Raw genomic sequence first — 16,579 nt, 5'->3', positions numbered from 1 at the left:
CCGCAACCGAGCCTTGCCCCAAATCGACCATGACAGAAATCACCTTTCTTTGACGGAAATAGTTGGTGATGAAATCGGCAGTTATTTGACGGTTAAATGGCATAGTTTTCCAAAATTTGCTGAGCTAACGGTAAAATCAGCATTCAATCCTACTCCATTGTAATCGCCCAAGCCCGGATCGACAATATGCCCCCGCTCCAAGCGAACCGACGGAAGGCTCTGCAGACGCTGGACGGGCCGGCCGAAATGAACGCGTTGGATCAAGCGCGTGCTCAACCTGTTCGGCGCTCGGCACGGCTTCGTCAACCCCCACAAACGGCCAAACACTCTTTATCCGCGCCAAAAAAACCGTAAAGGCTTACATCAAGCCCGTACGGTTTTTTTTCGTCCCACATCTTTAAGCGGCCGCCCGCTTCCCGCGAACCATATACGGATAAAGCAAAACAAGTCCGAGCACATAGACGGCAAAAGCAAAATAAGCCGGGAGCAGGTGGATAAAGTCGGTATAGCCGATAATGGCGTGAACGCTGAAACCCGCGAAAAATCCGGGAAGTCCGCCGAGCAGAAACATCCACCACAGCCAGCGCTCCCCTTTCTGGACGCCCCACAGCGCCGCCGCTGAAATCGCAATCGCATCGGAGAACAGCGCGCCGCCGAATCCGGCGCGATCGTGGGCGATCAGCGGGATGATCCGCTCGTTCAGCTCTTTCAGCATCTCGGGAGTTGCGCACAAAAAAGCAAGATCGGTCGGCACAAAAACATCCGTAATCCCGATAAAGGAAATAACGGCTCCGCCGAGCGCAAGTCCGAAGCCGACGACGACCATCATGAGCTGCCCCCATTGTGCGAGCCGCCAGTCGCGGTCATTATGGACGTTTGGCGGACGTCTCGACGGTTCGTCGGTATGGCCCCGCATCGAAAGGATGAACATCGGCAGCAAAATCGCCGCAACCAGGGCATGCAGCGGATCGAAATACCCGTAGCCGAGGTATAGAAAAAAGCTGCTGAACCCGACGGCACACGACGTCATCAGCGCGGTTTTGCACCAATGCAGCCCATAACGCAGCCCGTACCGCGCCAGCATAAAATAGATGACCCCGATCGAAATCATCGTCCCCGCCAGCGTAATCCGGTCGTGCGACATAAACGGAAGTATTCTGGCATTTGCCCGGGACAGCAGCTGCGAGGTCATGCCGAGAAAAGACACGTCGTAAGGCAGCACCACAACCGTCGCCGCGATGAGCCACGCAAGCGCGCCGCCGATGATCATACCGAGGCCTAGCAGGCACATCCATCCCCAATTTCGCCAAAAAGGCTGCTCCGGCGCTGCCGTACCCCGAACTTTGCGGTATACGACCGCTTCGTTGATCCGTTTGGGCAGCCCCGGCCCCGCATACACAAGCCCGCTGTGCAGCTGCACGTAATCCGCGCCGGCGTCCAGCGCATCCAGCGCATGCTGCGGCTCATGGATGCCTGCCGACATGATAATGACCGGCGCCGGCTCGGAGCTGTTTCGGCCCTCCGCCGCCGCAGCTTTAGGCACCTTCCCGCGATCGCCGCCGGACATGGCCGCAGCATCCCCCGGCTCGTACCCGGAATTCGCATAGAGTCTGGGCGCCTCACGCTCCCGTCGGGATCCGAAACTACCGGACTTAGCCGCCGAATCCTCGCGTCCGTGCCCGGCATCGCCGACCTTCGACGCACCCCCGTGCCCGTACCCGGCTTCGCCGACCGTCGACGCATACCCGTGCCCGTACCCGGCATCGCCGCCCACCGCCGCATCCCCGTGCCCGCACCCGGTGCCGCCGCCCGACGCCGCACCCCAGTGCCCCGACCGTCCGCCGGCATCGGCGGCCCTGTCAGTCCGACTCCGCCAGCGCCCGCGGATGAAACGCGTCAGCTCCAGGCCGGCTGCCAAACCGCCGGCTCCGACGGCGACGGCTTCACCTGCGGCGCAGGCTCCCACCGTAACGGCCGCGGTTTGGCCCGCATTGTACCGGCCGGCCGGCCCGCCGGAAGCGCGGCCGCTGCCCATCATGGCTCCAACCGCCCCTCCGGCTGCGCCGGCGGTACAGGCGGCCGTCTCGCCTACGGCCTGACTGCGGCTTGCCGTCGCGGGCCCCTGCGCCCCGCCGCCGGCTAATCCGGCCATCCCGGCCGCCGCTTCAGCTCCGCCGCCGATCTTCTGCGCATCGCCAATGACGGCTCCCTTCCAGACGCCGCGGCTGCGCTCCAGCATATCGAGCGCTTTTTCAAGCAGCGGGCGCGAAATACCCAACGGAACATAAAGCAGCAGCGGCTTATGTCCGGCCGCCACCGGCAGCGTACCGGACAGCCGGTCGAGCAGCTCCAGCGCCTCGTCCTCCTCGTACGCGTCAAGCACGTCGACAAAAAATGCCGCGGCATAAGGCGAAAGACGGGACGCCAGCAGCCGCAGCTCCTCCGGCGCATCCGCCGCGCCGCAGTCCGGCATCGGCCTGATCCGGGCCATGTACGGCAGCTTATGTTTCCTCCTGCGCTCCAGCCTGCCGATCCACGCTTCCAGCCCGTCGTTCGCCCAGGCGCTCGGATAAAGGATCGTTTCCCGCCCCGCATCCCTCCGGACAGCCGCTCCGGTGTTGACCGGGCGCACGGTGACCGGACCGATCTCGATATATCCGAAGCCGAATTGCGCCAGTGCGTCATGGGCGGTGCCATGCACATCCAATGATCCGCCGAGGCCGACCGGATATTTTACCGGAATCCCGCACATCTGCGTATGCAGGATCGGGTGCGATTCCATATGGCCAAGCGTGCGGATGACCAGGCTGCCGCCCGGAAGCTTGCTGAGCGCACCCATCGCCCCCAGCGTCACATCGCGGGCCGTCTCCGCAGGCAGCCGGAACAGGGCCGGTTTGAACAACGTTTGATAAGACCAATCCGGCATGGCTCCACCCCGCCCTTTCGTTAAATGAGCATTTCGTTAATTTATATTGTACAATCGAATCAGAGAAGAGAACAGCTTTAACCGGAACCGACTCCGAGATGGAACAAGCTGGAATAACGGCTGCGACGTCGGTGCAAGCTACCCGTAACCGGTTAAATGGCACGGACGAGGAGGATTATCAATAATGGAACAAGATTGGCCGATGTTAACGGAAAAACTTCCTTTCTGGCTGGAAGAAAGCCGCAAAATCGCTTCCGCGGGGAAGGTTGCTTCCTATATCCCCGAGCTGGCAAGGGCGCCGCAGGACGCGCTGGGTATTTGCATTGCGGGCCGTGACGGCCGTCAGCTCACCGCCGGCGATGACACGCTGTCGTTTACGCTGCAGAGCATTTCCAAGGTGTTTACGCTGCTTCTGGCGCTGATGGACCGGGGTGAGTCCGCCGTATTTTCCAAGGTCGGAATGGAGCCAACAGGGGACAATTTCAACTCGATGCTGAAGCTCGAGCTCGTGGAGCCGGGCATTCCGTTTAATCCGCTGATCAACGCCGGGGCGATTGTAGTCAGCTCGCTCATTCGCGGAGCGACTCCCGCGGAAAAGACGGACCGCATCCTCGCCTTTTTCCGCGAGCTGGCGGGCGACGACACGCTTGCCGTGAACGAAGCGGTGTTCCGCTCGGAAACCGCGACCGCGCACCGGAACCGGTCGCTCGCATATTTTTTGAAGGATAACAAGGTATTGGAAGAAAACGACGATGTGGAAAAAGTGCTGGAGGTGTATTTCCGCCACTGTGCGGTGGAGGTGAACTGCCGGAGCCTGGCCCGCATGGCCCTGGTGCTCTCGCTGGGGGGCAAGGACCCGGAGACGGGGCGCGAGCTCATACCGCGGCGGTACGTGCAGATCGCCAAAACGTTCATGGTCACGTGCGGCATGTACAACGAATCGGGCGAGTTCGCCATCCGCGTCGGCGTCCCCGCCAAAAGCGGCGTGTCCGGCGGCATCTTGGCGCTCGTGCCCGGCCGCTGCGGCGTCGGCATCGTCGGCCCGGCGCTGAACCGCAAAGGCAACAGCGTCGCCGGGATGAAGCTGCTGGAAACGCTGTCGGCCGCGTTTGACTGGAGCCAGTTTTAAGTAAAGAAAGTTCTTGTTTGCACTTTAACGATTTCGGCAGCGCTGTTCCTTCCGGACTCAATGGGGCGGCAGCAGAAACCTCGAGGCAATCTTTACAGACATCTGCCGGACCATCTGTCAGGTCTTTCTGAACATCGTATTAGAGCTGGATGCGATAAAATTGTAACGGTCGCCACGGAGGTTATTGCAAGGAATTTGCGGATTTTAAAATTTTAACGGGTCTGGTTGAGGTTATTTGGGCAATATGCTGATCTCTTATCGGCTACTCCTACATATAAGCTCAATGGCAACCGTTACAATTTGAAAATGAGCATTTTCGGCCGAATAAGCTCTATCACAACCGTTACAGTTTATGAACAGATTGCGCGCTTTAGCGCGTTAATGATCCTAAACTTTCTGTCACGAAAAAAAAGACACAACATAAAAAACATGTCGTGTCTTTAGCGGTCTGCAGACCGCAATATTTGCGTACGCGGCCGTCCGGAAGTTTGCGTTATTTATTTCACGCCTGCGGGCGGCTCAATTTTTTTCGGATCGTTGCTGAATTTGTACGTATATTCGGCTTCCATTTTCAGCGTGCCGTTCTCGTCCTTCGTCTCCAACGTAAAGGCGGCCGACTTCGGCAGGCTGGTTCCGGCATCGAGTACGTAATGCTGCTCGAAGGCTGTCGTTTTGGCATCCCCGGCTTCCGCTTCGGACAGTGCATCCCATTTTTGCACATCGTAAATGACGTCGACGACAACGTCGCTTCCGCCGGATTTTACCTTGATATCCTTGATCGCATCGATTGCCGCGCACGAGAAATATTTGGACATCTCGTCCGAAGCGTCGCCGAATCCTTCGCCCGCCGGAACGGCCTGCCATCCCCCGGTCATGGAGCTTTTCATGTACATCTTGTCTTTGAGGATAATGCTTTCCTGGTCGGTCGCGAACTCGCCCATCTTGGTGGACGATTTGATATGCTGCGCGTATTCCGGGTGCAGATTGACATCGCCGCTTATGGTCATCGACATGTCGGTGCCGCTGCCGCTCATTTTCATAGTCCCTTCGTACGAGTAGCTTTTCGCCTTATTATAGGCATTGATCATGGCAAGGAAAACGGCCTTGTCGCCCGATGCGGCGGGATTTTTGCAGGCCGCTTCTCCTGCGTTTTGGTTTTTGTTTTGATCTTTGCTTTGACCTTTGCCTATTTGAATGACGGCTTCTCCGCCTTCGTTCGAAAAGGCCACTTCGTTGCCGCTGTTCTCCGACACGAACCGCAGCGGAACCATGGTGTTTCCGTCGATGATTTGCGCCGGCACCTCAAGCTTAACCTCTTTGCCGTTCACTTTGGCCGCCCCGCCGTCGATGACCAGCTCGATGTCCAGCCCGTCCTTCGTTCCGATCGCCTTGCGGATATCCCCCTTGTCTTCCCACTTGACCGTAAATCCGAGCGTTTCGAACAGCTTGCGGAACGGAACCAGCGTGTTTCCGTCTTTAATTACAGGCTGCGCCTCGCCGAACTGCAGCAGCTCCCCGTTGTAGTAAACATTCACTTTCCCGGTCTCGGCAAACGCGGCCTGTCCTGCCAACGCTCCCCAAAGCAGCAGACCGGCCATGGCGCTAAGCGCTTTTTTCTTCAAGCTTTTTTTCATTTGGTGAAAATCCCCTTCCATATTGGATCCGTTTTTGCAAACCGATACTAATCGTATCATAAAAGAAAGTGTAAAACTGTATGATATGTTACAATATTGGATATTTTGTTCATTTATTTAATTTGGAAAGGAGAACGATATGCCTTTTGATTGCTATATAGGTATCGATTATTCAGGGAGAGGAGGACCGGATCAGCGCACATCGGGGATTCAGGTGGTGAGCATGGATACGTCGGGACACATTCGGAGGATTTCTCCCGCCGGCGGTCATACGAAAACGTACAGCTGGTCCCGCAGAGAGGTTTATGAGTATCTGGGAAATCTGCTTGCGGAACAGAATCGGAGAATAGCGATCGGGATCGACCATTGTCTGTCGTTTCCCCAATCCTATTTTATACAGCATGACCTGCGGGATTGGGATGAGTTTCTTAACCATTTTCAAGCGTTGTGGAATACAAAAGCAGAACCGGTGAGAGTATGCCGGGAAAAATTAGCGGATTATCCGAATTCGCACGAGCTGCGTAAAACCGAAACCTTCACCTCTTCGGCGAAAAGCGCTTGGAACTTCGAACAGATGACGGGAGCCGTCTCTTATTCCACTCATGCCGGGCTGCCGTGGATTTACGAGCTGCGGGCTTCTTTCCGGGAGACGCTCCATGTTTGGCCTTTCGACGGCTGGAACCCTCCCCTGGAGAAAAGCGTGCTGGCCGAAGTGTACCCGGCGCTTCTTTACCAAAGATATAAGCTTTTTGACCCTCGTTTTCCCCACGAATGGCCTCGGGATGCTCAAGATGCCTTTGTTATTGCCGCATGGCTGCAGGAACGGGACCGCAACGGCACACTGGACAGGTATTTTATGGCCGACACCCTGACCGAAGAGGAGAAGAGGCTCGCCTCGCGGTACGAAGGGTGGATTTTAGGGGTTTGCTAGGCTGCAGCCTTACCCGGCCGGCAGCCTGCTGCCTCCGGCGAACTTCGTCCGATCCGTCAGACGGTAACCGTTTCTCCGTCCTTGGGCCATGCCACCGTTTTGGAAAACACCTGACTTGCCGCTTCCACGCATGCATCCGCCTTGCCGAGAGGCCCATGGACCAGAAGAAGCTTTTCCACTTGGGCGGCTTCCGCGATGCGGGCCGCATCGATAGCTCCCGAATGCAAGGCCGGATTATGCTGCGGATCGGCCGAAACCGGTCCGAGCGATGCTTCCGTGATGAGCAGCGAGCTTCCTCTTACATGGTCGGCGATCGGAGGATGGTACGCGGTATCCCCGGTGAAAGAAACAACCTTCCCCGTCCGCTTGTCCACGAAGCGGTAGCATAAACCTTGCACAGGATGAACCGTTTCGCAGGTGTGCAGCGTAAAAGCGGCATCCTCGAAAAAGTCTCCCGGATGGAGAGGGATCAATGTCGGAGCGCCTTTACCGCTGTAAAAACGGTCGACCTGCAGCAGCTTCATGGACAAGGTCACGACCCGCTCCAAATCCTGAACGGGGCCGATCATTTTCAAGTCCTCTAAGTTTTTTCTCTTCATTAAAAAGTAAAAAATAAGCGAAGGCAAAGACAAATAATGGTCATGGTGCATGTGGGTAAAGAAAACATATTCGATCTCGGTCGGGTCCACCCCGACGTTTCGGAGATTGGAAACTGCGGACCAGCCGGTGTCCACCAAATATTTGCGGTTAATTACAAAACTGGCCGTATCGCTTCCAAGGTCGGGAAGAGCTGTCGAGGTTCCCAAAAAAGTGATGGTTGTTTCCGGATTCGTATGAAGCAAGCAGTTCACCGCCGTTTTCGAATGTAATCGGTTCCTGTCGATCATACACGGATTCGATTAAATTCATGTCAACCGGCTGTGAAAAAAATATGAATAGGGGAGAAAATTTTTTCAAAAAAGTTCTATTTTCATGTTCCGTGCAGTATTATTTAATATCCGATACGTATCGCCGGAGGTCTGCCCTCGAATGGTCCTGTAATTGATCCTGGGAGCGCGGGGAGCTATCGTATCGGGGAAACGTTATGAAAAAAGGCGGTGGTCAAGCTTAAAGAAGATGTGATAAGCAGACGTTGTTAGTGCTGTTCTATGTAACCCCCATGCCGGACTGGCCGAATATTTCTTATCCCGGATCCGGCAAGAAGGTTTCCATGCAGATGCATCGAAAGGGGGTGAAAACATATGGATGGTTTGCGGTTTTGGTTGAACGTACTCATTCATTGGCTTTCCGAGCATAGCGCCGCAATCAACGCCGTTCACCTGGCGATCCGTACGGTGGCAGCGGCTTGGGACTTAGGAATGCGATGGAAGCAATGGCGCAAATCCAGACAACCGAAAAAACGCCGAAACAAAAAATCCACTTCCCGCAAGAAAGTGGATTCGCCGAAAAAGGCTGACCGGGCCCCTACCCAGTAACACCTGTTTCGTCCCCCGATTTGGTTGCGACAAATCGGGGGGTTCTCCACTATTATATTCCGCATAGCGGATTATTGCCATTGCTTTGTTTTCATGAATATGCGGAAAAATAGATAAAAATAACCGTCCGCGGAGAAATTCCTCAACGCCAAGGAACGAAATCCGGATTAACCGGCGGAATTTTCGCCTCCACGCTTTTCCGCCATGCAGCCAGCTTCGCGCGAAGCCGCTCCGCCAGCTCGGGAAAACGGGCCGCCAAATTATGCTCCTCGGAAATGTCGTTTTTCAAATCGTACAGCTCCAGCCGCCCGTCCTCGAAAAATTCGATCAGCTTGTAATCTCCCGCGCGAACGGAAGATCCGGGCGTCCCGCCTTGATTGCCGTAGTGAGGGTAATGCCAGTAAATAGCGTCACGCTCCGGAGCACCTTCCCCCTTCAGCAGCGAAATAAGGCTGCAGCCGTCCGCATGCTGCTGCGGTTCATGCGGCAGTCCGGCGATATCCAGCAGCGTCGGATAAAAATCCGGGCTTGTCACCGGCGCCTCACAAACGGTGCCAGGCGCTACAACGCCGGGCCAACGCACGATGAGCGGCTCCCTGACGCCGCCTTCATACATCCAGCCTTTCCCTTCGTTCAGCGGCAAATTGCTCGTCGGCGACCCTTCCGCCGTCGATAAACCTCCGTTATCCGAAGTAAACAGGATCACCGTATCGTCCAGCGCGCCGGTTTCCTCCAGCGCCTCGAGCAACCTCCCGATATTTTGATCGAGATTGTAAATCATCGCCGCATAGGCGGGATCCGATTGGATGATGCGCCTCTGCACGCGGAGATCCTTCTTATGCTCGCACGGAAACGGCTCCCCCGGAACAACCGCCGTCTCACGATCGAGTCCGAGCTCGCGGGCTTTGGCAGCAAAACGTTCGGTCAGTTCCGCGTCAACCTCAATCGGGATGTGAACCGCATAATGCCACAGGTTCAGAAAAAACGGCGTTCCGTCGTTTTGCCGGATCAACCGGATCGCCTCATCGGTGAGCCGGTCGGTCAAATACTCCCCTTCCGGCCCTTCCGCGAGCGTTTCGATGCCGTACGGGCTGAAGTAGCCGAACTTCGGCATCCCCCAATCGCAGCCTCCTATATTCACGTCGAAGCCGTGTTTGTCCGGATAATAGGCGCGGCCCCCCAAATGCCATTTGCCGACATGCCACGTCCGGTACCCGGCTTCCTTCAGCGCTGCCGCAATCGTTTTCTCCCCGGAGGGCAAATGATCGATATAAGGAGCGTCGATAAGCCGCCCTTTCGTATGACCGCCAATCCAGTTGGTCACTCCGAGCGTGGCGGGATATTTCCCGGTCATGATGCTGGCCCTTGTCGGCGAACATACCGGGCAGGCGGCGTACGCTTCCGTGAACCGCATTCCTTCGGCCGCCAGGCGGTCGAGGTGGGGCGTCTCGTAAAAGGAGCTGCCGTAGCACCCGAGGTCTTTCCAGCCCATATCATCGATCAATATGAAAATAATATTCGGTCTGCGTTCCGTTTTTCCCGTCATCGGCAGCCATCCTCCTTATTGCGCAAGGAAACCCGCCGATCAGCGGGTTCTTGGGCACGTCATCGTTTTAAAAAGGGCGATCCCCGACGATCGCGACACGCTCTGCGATCCGGCGGCTCGGGTAATAGTCCGACGAAGCATAATGCTGTGTCGCCCGGTTATCCCAGAAGGCGACGGAGTTCGCTTCCCACCGGAAGCGCACCTGATACTCGGGTACTTGCGCCTGCAGGAACAAATACTGCAGCAGCTTTTCGCTCTCGTCAGGCTCCAGACCGACGATCCGCACGGTGAAATTCGGGTTGACGTACAGCGTTTTGCGCCCCGTTTCCGGGTGCTTGCGCACGACCGGATGGATGGCGGCCGGAAACTCGGCTTGCTTCGCAAGCAGCTCCTCCGGGGACAGCCGTACTCCGAACACATGGGTGAAATCGTGCACCGCGTGCAGACCGTCGATGCGCTGCTTCACATCGTCGGGCAAGTTATCGTAAGCGGCCGCCATGTCCGCCCACAGCGTATCTCCCCCGGCCTCCGGCACCTCGATCAACCGGAGAACGGCGCCCAGCGCCGGAGTAAGCCGCCAGCTCACATCGGAGTGCCAGCTGTTTTCCCTGCCGACGGACTGCTCGTTTTTGGCGAAGCGGACAACCTCGTCCGAATCTCCTTGAGGCAAGAACGGATGGGTTTCCAGCTCCCCCCACAGTCTGGCGAAAGCCCGCTGCTGCTCGCTCGTAATGTGCTGGTTGCGGAAAAACAGCACCTTCCATTCCAGCAAAGCACGGTTCAGCTCCTTCTGCAGCTCCGGCGTTACCGGCCGGCGCAAATCCACGCCTTCGATTTCCGCGCCGATCGTTACGCCGAGCGGCTTCACGGTAAACAGCTCGTACGGCTGCGCCTCCACACCTTCCGGCAGCCGGCTCAGGTGCCTCGGCCCGGACTTCAACCCGCGCTCCGGCACCGATAACGGACGATCGTGACTCGCAACGATTTCAGACATTTGACATGCTCCTCTCACAAAATTAATATATGATGCTTTTAAGCGGATACAACCGTGTTCATCATCGCGATACCGGCGGAGCCTGTTACTTCCCGCCGTTTTTCCGGTACTCTTCGCTTACGTCCTTCAAAATCTTATCGCCGCCGGCCTGTCTCCATTTCTGACCGAGCTCGGCGATGCCTTTGTCGATGTCGAGCTTGCCGTTCAGCAGGTTGACGAAATATTGGTTATACACTTCGTTGACCGCTTTGCCGTATTCGATTTCCGCGTCGGTTTTCTTGTTGACCAGGTTCGGCATGATGTACTTCGAGGCGACCTTCACCGAGTCGAGAGCGCGATCGATGCGGGGCTCCGTTTGCGGCAAATAGCTTTCGTCGATCGGCCACGTCACATTGCCCCAGGCGAGAGGATGTGCCCAACCGTTAGGGGAAAATCCGTCTTTCTCGCGCTCCGGCTCGTTGTACGTGATCTTGTCGCCCTGCTTCGTGTAGTGAACGCCTTCGATGCCGAGCTGAAGCAGCTCGCGCCCTTCCTTGGACAGCAAAAACTCGATCAACTGCGCCGCTTTTTCCGGCTGCTTCGCTTTTTTGGTTATCGAAGTAAACAGGGCGTTTTTCGATTTGAACGCCATACCTTGCTTCCCGTCCGGTCCGGCCGGCGGCGCCGTATAGCCAAGCTTGCCCGTCGGAATCACCTGCTGGAGACTGCCTTCGATGCGGCTCACATGGCGGAACAACGGTCCGTCCATAAACCCGGCCTTGCTTTGGAAAAACTTCTGCTCCTTCGCCGGACGGTCATATACGATAAACTCCGGATCGATCAGCTTCTCGTCATACCACTTGCGCAGTTCGGTGATCCCTTGCTTGAACGCCGGATGCTCGAACCGCGGAATCACATTGCCCTTGTCGTCCTTGGCGTAGTCTCCGTAAGGCATGCCGTATGCATAAAAGACAAAGTCGAAAGCGGTGAGCGGATCGCCGGCGATCGGCTTGTTCGTAATGTACCCGTAGGTATCGGCTTTGCCGTTGCCGTCGGGATCCTTCTCGACGACCGCCTTGAGCGCGGCGTGCAGCTCATCCAGCGTTTTCGGCGGCTGCAGCCCGAGCTTATCGAGCCAATCCTGCCTGAACTGCAGCGTGTAGTTCGACTTGTCGACCCCGCTGATGAACGGGTAGCCGTAATATTTGCCGTCAAAGGCTGTCCACTGCAGGCCGTTTTCCAGCTTGGCCTTGAGCGTCGGCGTGTTTTTCAAATAATCGTCCAGCGGGATGATCAGCCCCTCCTTGACCCACTGGGATATCGAAGCGGAAGGATACTGCGTCGTAATAATATCCGGGAGATCGCCGCTGGCCATCGCCACATTGATTTTGTCGTAGGAAAATTCGGGAACGATTTTCAAATTCAGCTTGATATTCAGCCGTTTGTTGATTTCCGCGATAATCCGGTCGTTCGGCTGCAGCGGCTTCGCGCCCTGGTCCCCCGTGGTCAGGTAAGTCAGCTCGTAAGGTTCGTTCGAGCTTGCCGCCTGGGTGCCGCCCCCGGAGCCTGCCGACGCGGAGCATCCGGCCTGCAGCAGCAATGCGGCGGCACCCGCTCCTAGCGCCCATTTTTTCATCACACGTTGATCTCTGTTCATCTCTCCGTCTCCTCCGTCAAAATCCATGATCATTGTTGATTTGTTTCATTCCTTGACCCCACCGATCATAACGCCGCTGGCAAAATATTTTTGAAAAAACGGATACACCAGCATAACCGGAATCGTCGCCGCCATGACCGTCGCCATTTTAATGGACGGCCCGAGCAAAAACAGGCTGTCCCCGCCGCCGGAATAAGACGATTCGTTCTCGAACAGCATGCTGCGCAGGAACAGCTGCAGGGGCCATAAATTTTTATCGCTGATGAAAAAGATCGCGTTAAAAAACTCGTTCCACCGCGAAACGGCGTAAAACAGCGTGATCGTCGAGATCGCCGGCATCGACAGCGGAACGACGATTTTAAACAGCACGCCCCAGTCGTGACACCCGTCGATCCGCGCCGCATCGATTAACCCCTCCGGCAGCGTAAAAAAGAAATTTCTCATCACGATCAGGTTGTATGTATTCACCGCGCTCGGGATAATCAGCGCCCATACCGTATTCATCAACCCCAGATTTTTGACGACCAGATAAGTCGGGATGATGCCCCCGCTGAACATCATCGTAAAGACGAGAAGGAACATGATGACGCGCCCTCCCTTAAGCTGCCTCTGGGATAACGCATAAGCGGCCATCACCGTAAGCAGCATGCTGAGCGCCGTTCCCGCGACGGTGACGAAAATCGTCACCCCGTAGGAAGTCCACAGCTCCTTCATCGAAAACAAATACCGATACGCTCCGAAAGTCAGGCTTTTCGGAAACAGGTGAATGCTCGCACCTAAATATTCGTCAAGCGGAATGACGGAAACGATCAGCGTATCCCAAAAAGGATACAAGGTAATGACAGCGAGCAGCGCCAATATCGCGAAATTAAACGCGTCGAACAGCTTGCCGGCGGTTCCCGTACGGTGCATAAGCGCCCTCCTCCTCTCCACTCGGTTAATAAACTCCTTTTTCCCCCATCATTCTCGCGAGCCTGTTCGCCAGAACGAGCAGCGCGAAATTGATCAGCGATTTGAACAGGCCGACCGCCGCCGCCATGCTGAAGCGCCCTTCGGTCAAACCGATGCGGTATACGTAGGTGTCGATAATATCCGCAACGCTGTAAACGCCGGGATGGTACAGCACGAAGATTTGCTCGAACCCGGCTTCCATAATGCCGCCGAGACGCAAAATGAGCAGCAGCACCACCGTGCTCCGAATGAGCGGAAGCGTCACGTGCAGCAGCCGCTGCCAGCGGCCGGCTCCGTCGATGACCGCCGCTTCATACAGCTGGGGATTGATCCCGGCCAGCGCCGCCATGTAAATGATCGTGTTCCAGCCGAACTCCTTCCAGATCATCGAGACCACAAGCGTACCGCGAAAGTAAGCTTCGTCACTCATAAAACCGACCGGCGCACCGCCGAACGATTTGATCATATTGTTGATTACGCCGTTATCTGTGGACAGCAAATTGATCAGCAAGCCGCCGAGAATAACCCAGGAAATAAAATGCGGAAGGTAGATGACCGTTTGCACCGTCCGCTTGAACAGCTTTACCCGCACCTCATTCAGCAGCAAAGCGACGACAAGCGGCGTCGGAAAGCCGAAGACGAGCCGGTACAGACTGATCACCACGGTGTTGCCGATCACCTCCCAAAATTTGTCCTGCGAGAACAAATAGTTGAAATGTTTAAGCCCCGCCCAGTCGCTGCCGAGGATCCCCTTCGTGATGCTGAAATCCTTGAACGCAACGACCGCGCCGTACATCGGGATGTAATGAAAAACCAAATAAAACAGCAGCGCCGGCGCCAGCATCAGGTATAAATGCCGATGAAACCATAAGTACCGCCAAAACGCGGATTGTTTTCCGGATGATTGACGAGGAACCGGCTTGGCCGCTTGCGCCCGAATTTCGCTTTCCGCTGTTGACACCTTAATCCCCTCCCCGTTAAAGCCGGCCCCGTGTCACGCCAGTTCTTCCAACCTCGCACCGCCCGTTTGCATGCAGCAAAAAAGACACAACATGAACAAGCATGTTGTGTCTCTGGCGGTCCAGTCGACTGGAAGCATTATTTGTGCGCGTGCCTATTGCAAATTTCTTAAATTCCTATGTGATTACTATGCTTTATTGATATTTGGATATTAGCACCGATAGTTCGTATTTGTCAATCATAATTTAATTATAATTATTCGTTACATCTATTGACAGCAACCGGATTATTAGGGAACGATTAGTTATATACCGCTAAAAAAATCGGACGTGGGGGGAGGGGGACTTTTGGACACCTTGTCGTATTCGGAGGAGCTTGCATTAGTAAGGCCGAACAGCCGCTTTAAGGCATCGCTCCGTATATGCAGCCGTACAAGCCCTTATGAAGAAACAGAAGCGGCAAGCATCCTGCATGAACAGGAGCTTGCCTATTACCGGAAGCTTCGATTCGATAGAAAACGGAGTTTTGTTTTGGGAAGGTACTGCGCGAAGCGGGCGATCGCCGGCTATGCGGGTGCGGAGCACTTTCGGCCCACGCAAATCTGGGTTCAGCAGGGCGTTTTTCACCAGCCCGTCGTTATGCTCCAACGGGCCGCCGAGCCGATTCAGGTTACGATCACGCACTGCGGCGACTTGGCTGCAGCGATCGCGTTTCCGGAGGTCCACCCGATGGGCATCGACCTGGAGAAAATCGACAGCAACCATGCGGGTGCCATCGAATCCCAGATTACGCCGCTCGAGAAGAACATATTGCATGGCCTCTCCTTCGAATACGAAACGGCGCTCACCATGCTGTGGACCTCCAAGGAATCGTTGTCGAAGATTTTAAAGACCGGACTGATGACTCCGTTTTCCGTCTATGAGATTAACCAGGTGGAGATCAAACCGAACTGCATGATCGCAAGCTACACCAACTTTGCCCAATACAGCACCTTATCGTTTGTCCTCGGCCGGTATATGATCTCGATCACACATCCGAAAAGAACCGGCTTTAAAGTGAATATCCCGGAGATTCAACGCCTGTTTCAGGCATCCGGGTAATTCCCCGCTTGTTACCGGGCTTTCCTGAGACTCCATGCCTGAATCCCGATAATGATGATAAACACGGGCAGCTGCGGGATGGAGTATTGCAGCAGATGGCGGTATCCTGCCGCGATGATGACGGCGAACGCAATCAGGTTGATGGACACGATTCCCAGAGGGATAAAGGCGGTGAAGCCGGGCAGTGAAATGACCCGTTCGGCCGACAGCAGCTCGACGATCCCTACCGCGGCGAGCAGCAGGCCGCCCTGCAAGGACATGGCCCGATAGGAGCCGATCAGGAAATCGTCGGCGGCCATCGATTTTAATGCGGTGATGTGCATGACTTCTCCGTATATGACGTGGGCGATACTCATAACGATCAGGACGATACCGGCAATTCGCTTTAACAGTTTGGCGCTCATCTCGTACACTCCCTCTCTTTTTACATACCGCAGATTACGATACGACGGTGGTCCCTTTCGCATGGATCGCCGCTTGTTCCTGCCCGCGCAGCGACCGGCTGAATCTCAGCTTCGAAGATTCAATCAAATCGTACACGACCGGCACGACGATCAGCGTCAGCAGCGTCGAGCTGGCAAGCCCGCCGATGACGACGACGGCAAGGCCCTTGGACATGATCGCGCCCTTGGAAAATCCGAGGGCAAGCGGCATAAGGGCGATCATCGTCGCTCCCGCCGTCATGATGATCGGCCTCAGCCGCGTTGCACCGGCTTCAAGCAGCGCCTCGCGGATGCCGCAGCCTTCCTCGCGAAGCTGCTGCACGCGGTCGATCAGCACGATCGCGTTTGTCACCACGATGCCGATCAGCATCAGAAAACCGATCAGCGACGTGACGTTGATCGTTTCCTTGGCCACCAGCAGGCCGTAGAAACCTCCGATCAGGGCGAGCGGAAGCGAGAACAAAATCGAAAACGGGGCGCTCGCGTTCCCGAACGAGACGACCATGATGAGATAGACGATGAAGATCGAAGCGACCATAGCGAGAAACAGCTGTACGAAGCTCTCTTCGATGTCCTCGGATACCCCTTTCACCTCGCGGACGACGCCGGAAGGAAGCTCGACGGCGTTTAAATCGTTCGTTATTTTGGCGATTATCCCGGCCTTATCCTTCGCGTCGATATTCGCCGATACGGTCACCGTCATCTTCTGCATGTCCCGCGTGAGTGATGCGGGTGCGGCAATAAGCCGTACCTTCGCCACGTCCTGGAGCGCGATTTCCGCCCCGGCGGGGGTCTTTAAGGTAAGCCGCCCGATTTTGTCCACCGAATCTTTGTCATTCTCGCTCAGCTCGATT

General features: G+C 56.0%; 14 protein-coding genes. 4 read left to right on the top strand and 10 right to left on the bottom strand.

The window, feature by feature from the left end; genetic code table 11:
• Positions 1-397 precede the first annotated feature (397 nt).
• Positions 398-2,926, bottom strand: coding sequence for a dihydroorotate dehydrogenase (locus MYS68_RS36375; RefSeq protein WP_248930410.1), 2,529 nt, complete (start codon positions 2,924-2,926; stop codon positions 398-400).
• Positions 2,927-3,110: 184 nt separating this feature from the next.
• Here MYS68_RS36375 and glsA point away from each other — a divergent pair, with 184 nt between their 5' ends.
• Positions 3,111-4,055, top strand: a complete 945-nt coding sequence (gene glsA, locus MYS68_RS36370; RefSeq protein ID WP_248930409.1) for a glutaminase A — start codon at positions 3,111-3,113, stop codon at positions 4,053-4,055.
• Positions 4,056-4,552: 497 nt separating this feature from the next.
• On the opposite strand, the gene MYS68_RS36365 is transcribed toward glsA, so the two are convergent.
• Positions 4,553-5,689: a copper amine oxidase N-terminal domain-containing protein gene (locus tag MYS68_RS36365; RefSeq protein WP_248930408.1), complete on the bottom strand. Its 1,137-nt coding sequence runs from the start codon at positions 5,687-5,689 to the stop codon at positions 4,553-4,555.
• Between the two features lie 223 nt (positions 5,690-5,912).
• Between MYS68_RS36365 and MYS68_RS36360 the strand changes: the two genes are divergently transcribed.
• The gene (locus tag MYS68_RS36360; RefSeq protein ID WP_248930407.1) at positions 5,913-6,620 is read left to right on the top strand and encodes a hypothetical protein; all 708 of its coding nucleotides are present in this window, start codon (positions 5,913-5,915) and stop codon (positions 6,618-6,620) included.
• Between the two features lie 56 nt (positions 6,621-6,676).
• On the opposite strand, the gene MYS68_RS36355 is transcribed toward MYS68_RS36360, so the two are convergent.
• Positions 6,677-7,462, bottom strand: coding sequence for an MBL fold metallo-hydrolase (locus MYS68_RS36355; RefSeq protein ID WP_248930406.1), 786 nt, complete (start codon positions 7,460-7,462; stop codon positions 6,677-6,679).
• 399 nt (positions 7,463-7,861) lie between these two features.
• Here MYS68_RS36355 and MYS68_RS36350 point away from each other — a divergent pair, with 399 nt between their 5' ends.
• Complete coding sequence (locus MYS68_RS36350; RefSeq protein ID WP_248930405.1) at positions 7,862-8,095, top strand: hypothetical protein; 234 nt, start codon at positions 7,862-7,864, stop codon at positions 8,093-8,095.
• Between the two features lie 142 nt (positions 8,096-8,237).
• Here MYS68_RS36350 and MYS68_RS36345 read toward each other — a convergent pair whose 3' ends face one another.
• The 5 genes from MYS68_RS36345 to MYS68_RS36325 all read right to left on the bottom strand — a co-directional run bounded on the left by MYS68_RS36345 (position 8,238) and on the right by MYS68_RS36325 (position 14,183).
• Complete coding sequence (locus MYS68_RS36345; protein ID WP_248930404.1) at positions 8,238-9,641, bottom strand: sulfatase; 1,404 nt, start codon at positions 9,639-9,641, stop codon at positions 8,238-8,240.
• 67 nt (positions 9,642-9,708) lie between these two features.
• Positions 9,709-10,635, bottom strand: a complete 927-nt coding sequence (locus tag MYS68_RS36340; RefSeq protein ID WP_248930403.1) for a TauD/TfdA dioxygenase family protein — start codon at positions 10,633-10,635, stop codon at positions 9,709-9,711.
• A gap of 85 nt (positions 10,636-10,720) precedes the next feature.
• Positions 10,721-12,271 (bottom strand): extracellular solute-binding protein, encoded by a 1,551-nt coding sequence (locus MYS68_RS36335; RefSeq protein ID WP_248930402.1) that lies wholly within the window; start codon positions 12,269-12,271, stop codon positions 10,721-10,723.
• 45 nt (positions 12,272-12,316) lie between these two features.
• Positions 12,317-13,183 carry a carbohydrate ABC transporter permease gene (locus tag MYS68_RS36330; RefSeq protein WP_248930401.1) on the bottom strand — a complete coding sequence of 289 codons (867 nt, stop codon included), beginning with the start codon at positions 13,181-13,183 and terminating at the stop codon, positions 12,317-12,319.
• 25 nt (positions 13,184-13,208) lie between these two features.
• Positions 13,209-14,183, bottom strand: a complete 975-nt coding sequence (locus tag MYS68_RS36325) for an ABC transporter permease (protein ID WP_248930400.1) — start codon at positions 14,181-14,183, stop codon at positions 13,209-13,211.
• Between the two features lie 346 nt (positions 14,184-14,529).
• Between MYS68_RS36325 and MYS68_RS36320 the strand changes: the two genes are divergently transcribed.
• Positions 14,530-15,282 (top strand): 4'-phosphopantetheinyl transferase family protein, encoded by a 753-nt coding sequence (locus tag MYS68_RS36320; RefSeq protein ID WP_248930399.1) that lies wholly within the window; start codon positions 14,530-14,532, stop codon positions 15,280-15,282.
• Between the two features lie 11 nt (positions 15,283-15,293).
• Here the strand turns inward: MYS68_RS36320 and MYS68_RS36315 are convergent, their stop codons facing one another.
• Complete coding sequence (locus tag MYS68_RS36315; protein ID WP_248930398.1) at positions 15,294-15,686, bottom strand: hypothetical protein; 393 nt, start codon at positions 15,684-15,686, stop codon at positions 15,294-15,296.
• Between the two features lie 34 nt (positions 15,687-15,720).
• Positions 15,721-16,572: an efflux RND transporter permease subunit gene (locus tag MYS68_RS38755; RefSeq protein ID WP_275984158.1), complete on the bottom strand. Its 852-nt coding sequence runs from the start codon at positions 16,570-16,572 to the stop codon at positions 15,721-15,723.
• Positions 16,573-16,579: the final 7 nt, after the last annotated feature.

Source organism: Paenibacillus hamazuiensis (genome assembly GCF_023276405.1).
Classification (GTDB): domain Bacteria; phylum Bacillota; class Bacilli; order Paenibacillales; family NBRC-103111; genus Paenibacillus_AF; species Paenibacillus_AF hamazuiensis.
This window is presented reverse-complemented; position numbering and strand designations above follow the sequence as displayed.

Excerpts from the sequence above, each read along its gene's own strand:
- glsA (WP_248930409.1), top strand. The coding sequence starts at position 3,111 with ATGGAACAAGATTGGCCGATGTTAACGGAAAAACTTCCTTTCTGGCTG.
- MYS68_RS36340 (WP_248930403.1), bottom strand. The coding sequence starts at position 10,635 with ATGTCTGAAATCGTTGCGAGTCACGATCGTCCGTTATCGGTGCCGGAG.
- MYS68_RS36365 (WP_248930408.1), bottom strand. The coding sequence starts at position 5,689 with ATGAAAAAAAGCTTGAAGAAAAAAGCGCTTAGCGCCATGGCCGGTCTG.
- MYS68_RS36315 (WP_248930398.1), bottom strand. The coding sequence starts at position 15,686 with ATGAGCGCCAAACTGTTAAAGCGAATTGCCGGTATCGTCCTGATCGTT.
- MYS68_RS36335 (WP_248930402.1), bottom strand. The coding sequence starts at position 12,271 with ATGAACAGAGATCAACGTGTGATGAAAAAATGGGCGCTAGGAGCGGGT.
- MYS68_RS36330 (WP_248930401.1), bottom strand. The coding sequence starts at position 13,183 with ATGCACCGTACGGGAACCGCCGGCAAGCTGTTCGACGCGTTTAATTTC.
- MYS68_RS36350 (WP_248930405.1), top strand. The coding sequence starts at position 7,862 with ATGGATGGTTTGCGGTTTTGGTTGAACGTACTCATTCATTGGCTTTCC.
- MYS68_RS36375 (WP_248930410.1), bottom strand. The coding sequence starts at position 2,926 with ATGCCGGATTGGTCTTATCAAACGTTGTTCAAACCGGCCCTGTTCCGG.
- MYS68_RS36360 (WP_248930407.1), top strand. The coding sequence starts at position 5,913 with ATGGATACGTCGGGACACATTCGGAGGATTTCTCCCGCCGGCGGTCAT.
- MYS68_RS36345 (WP_248930404.1), bottom strand. The coding sequence starts at position 9,641 with ATGACGGGAAAAACGGAACGCAGACCGAATATTATTTTCATATTGATC.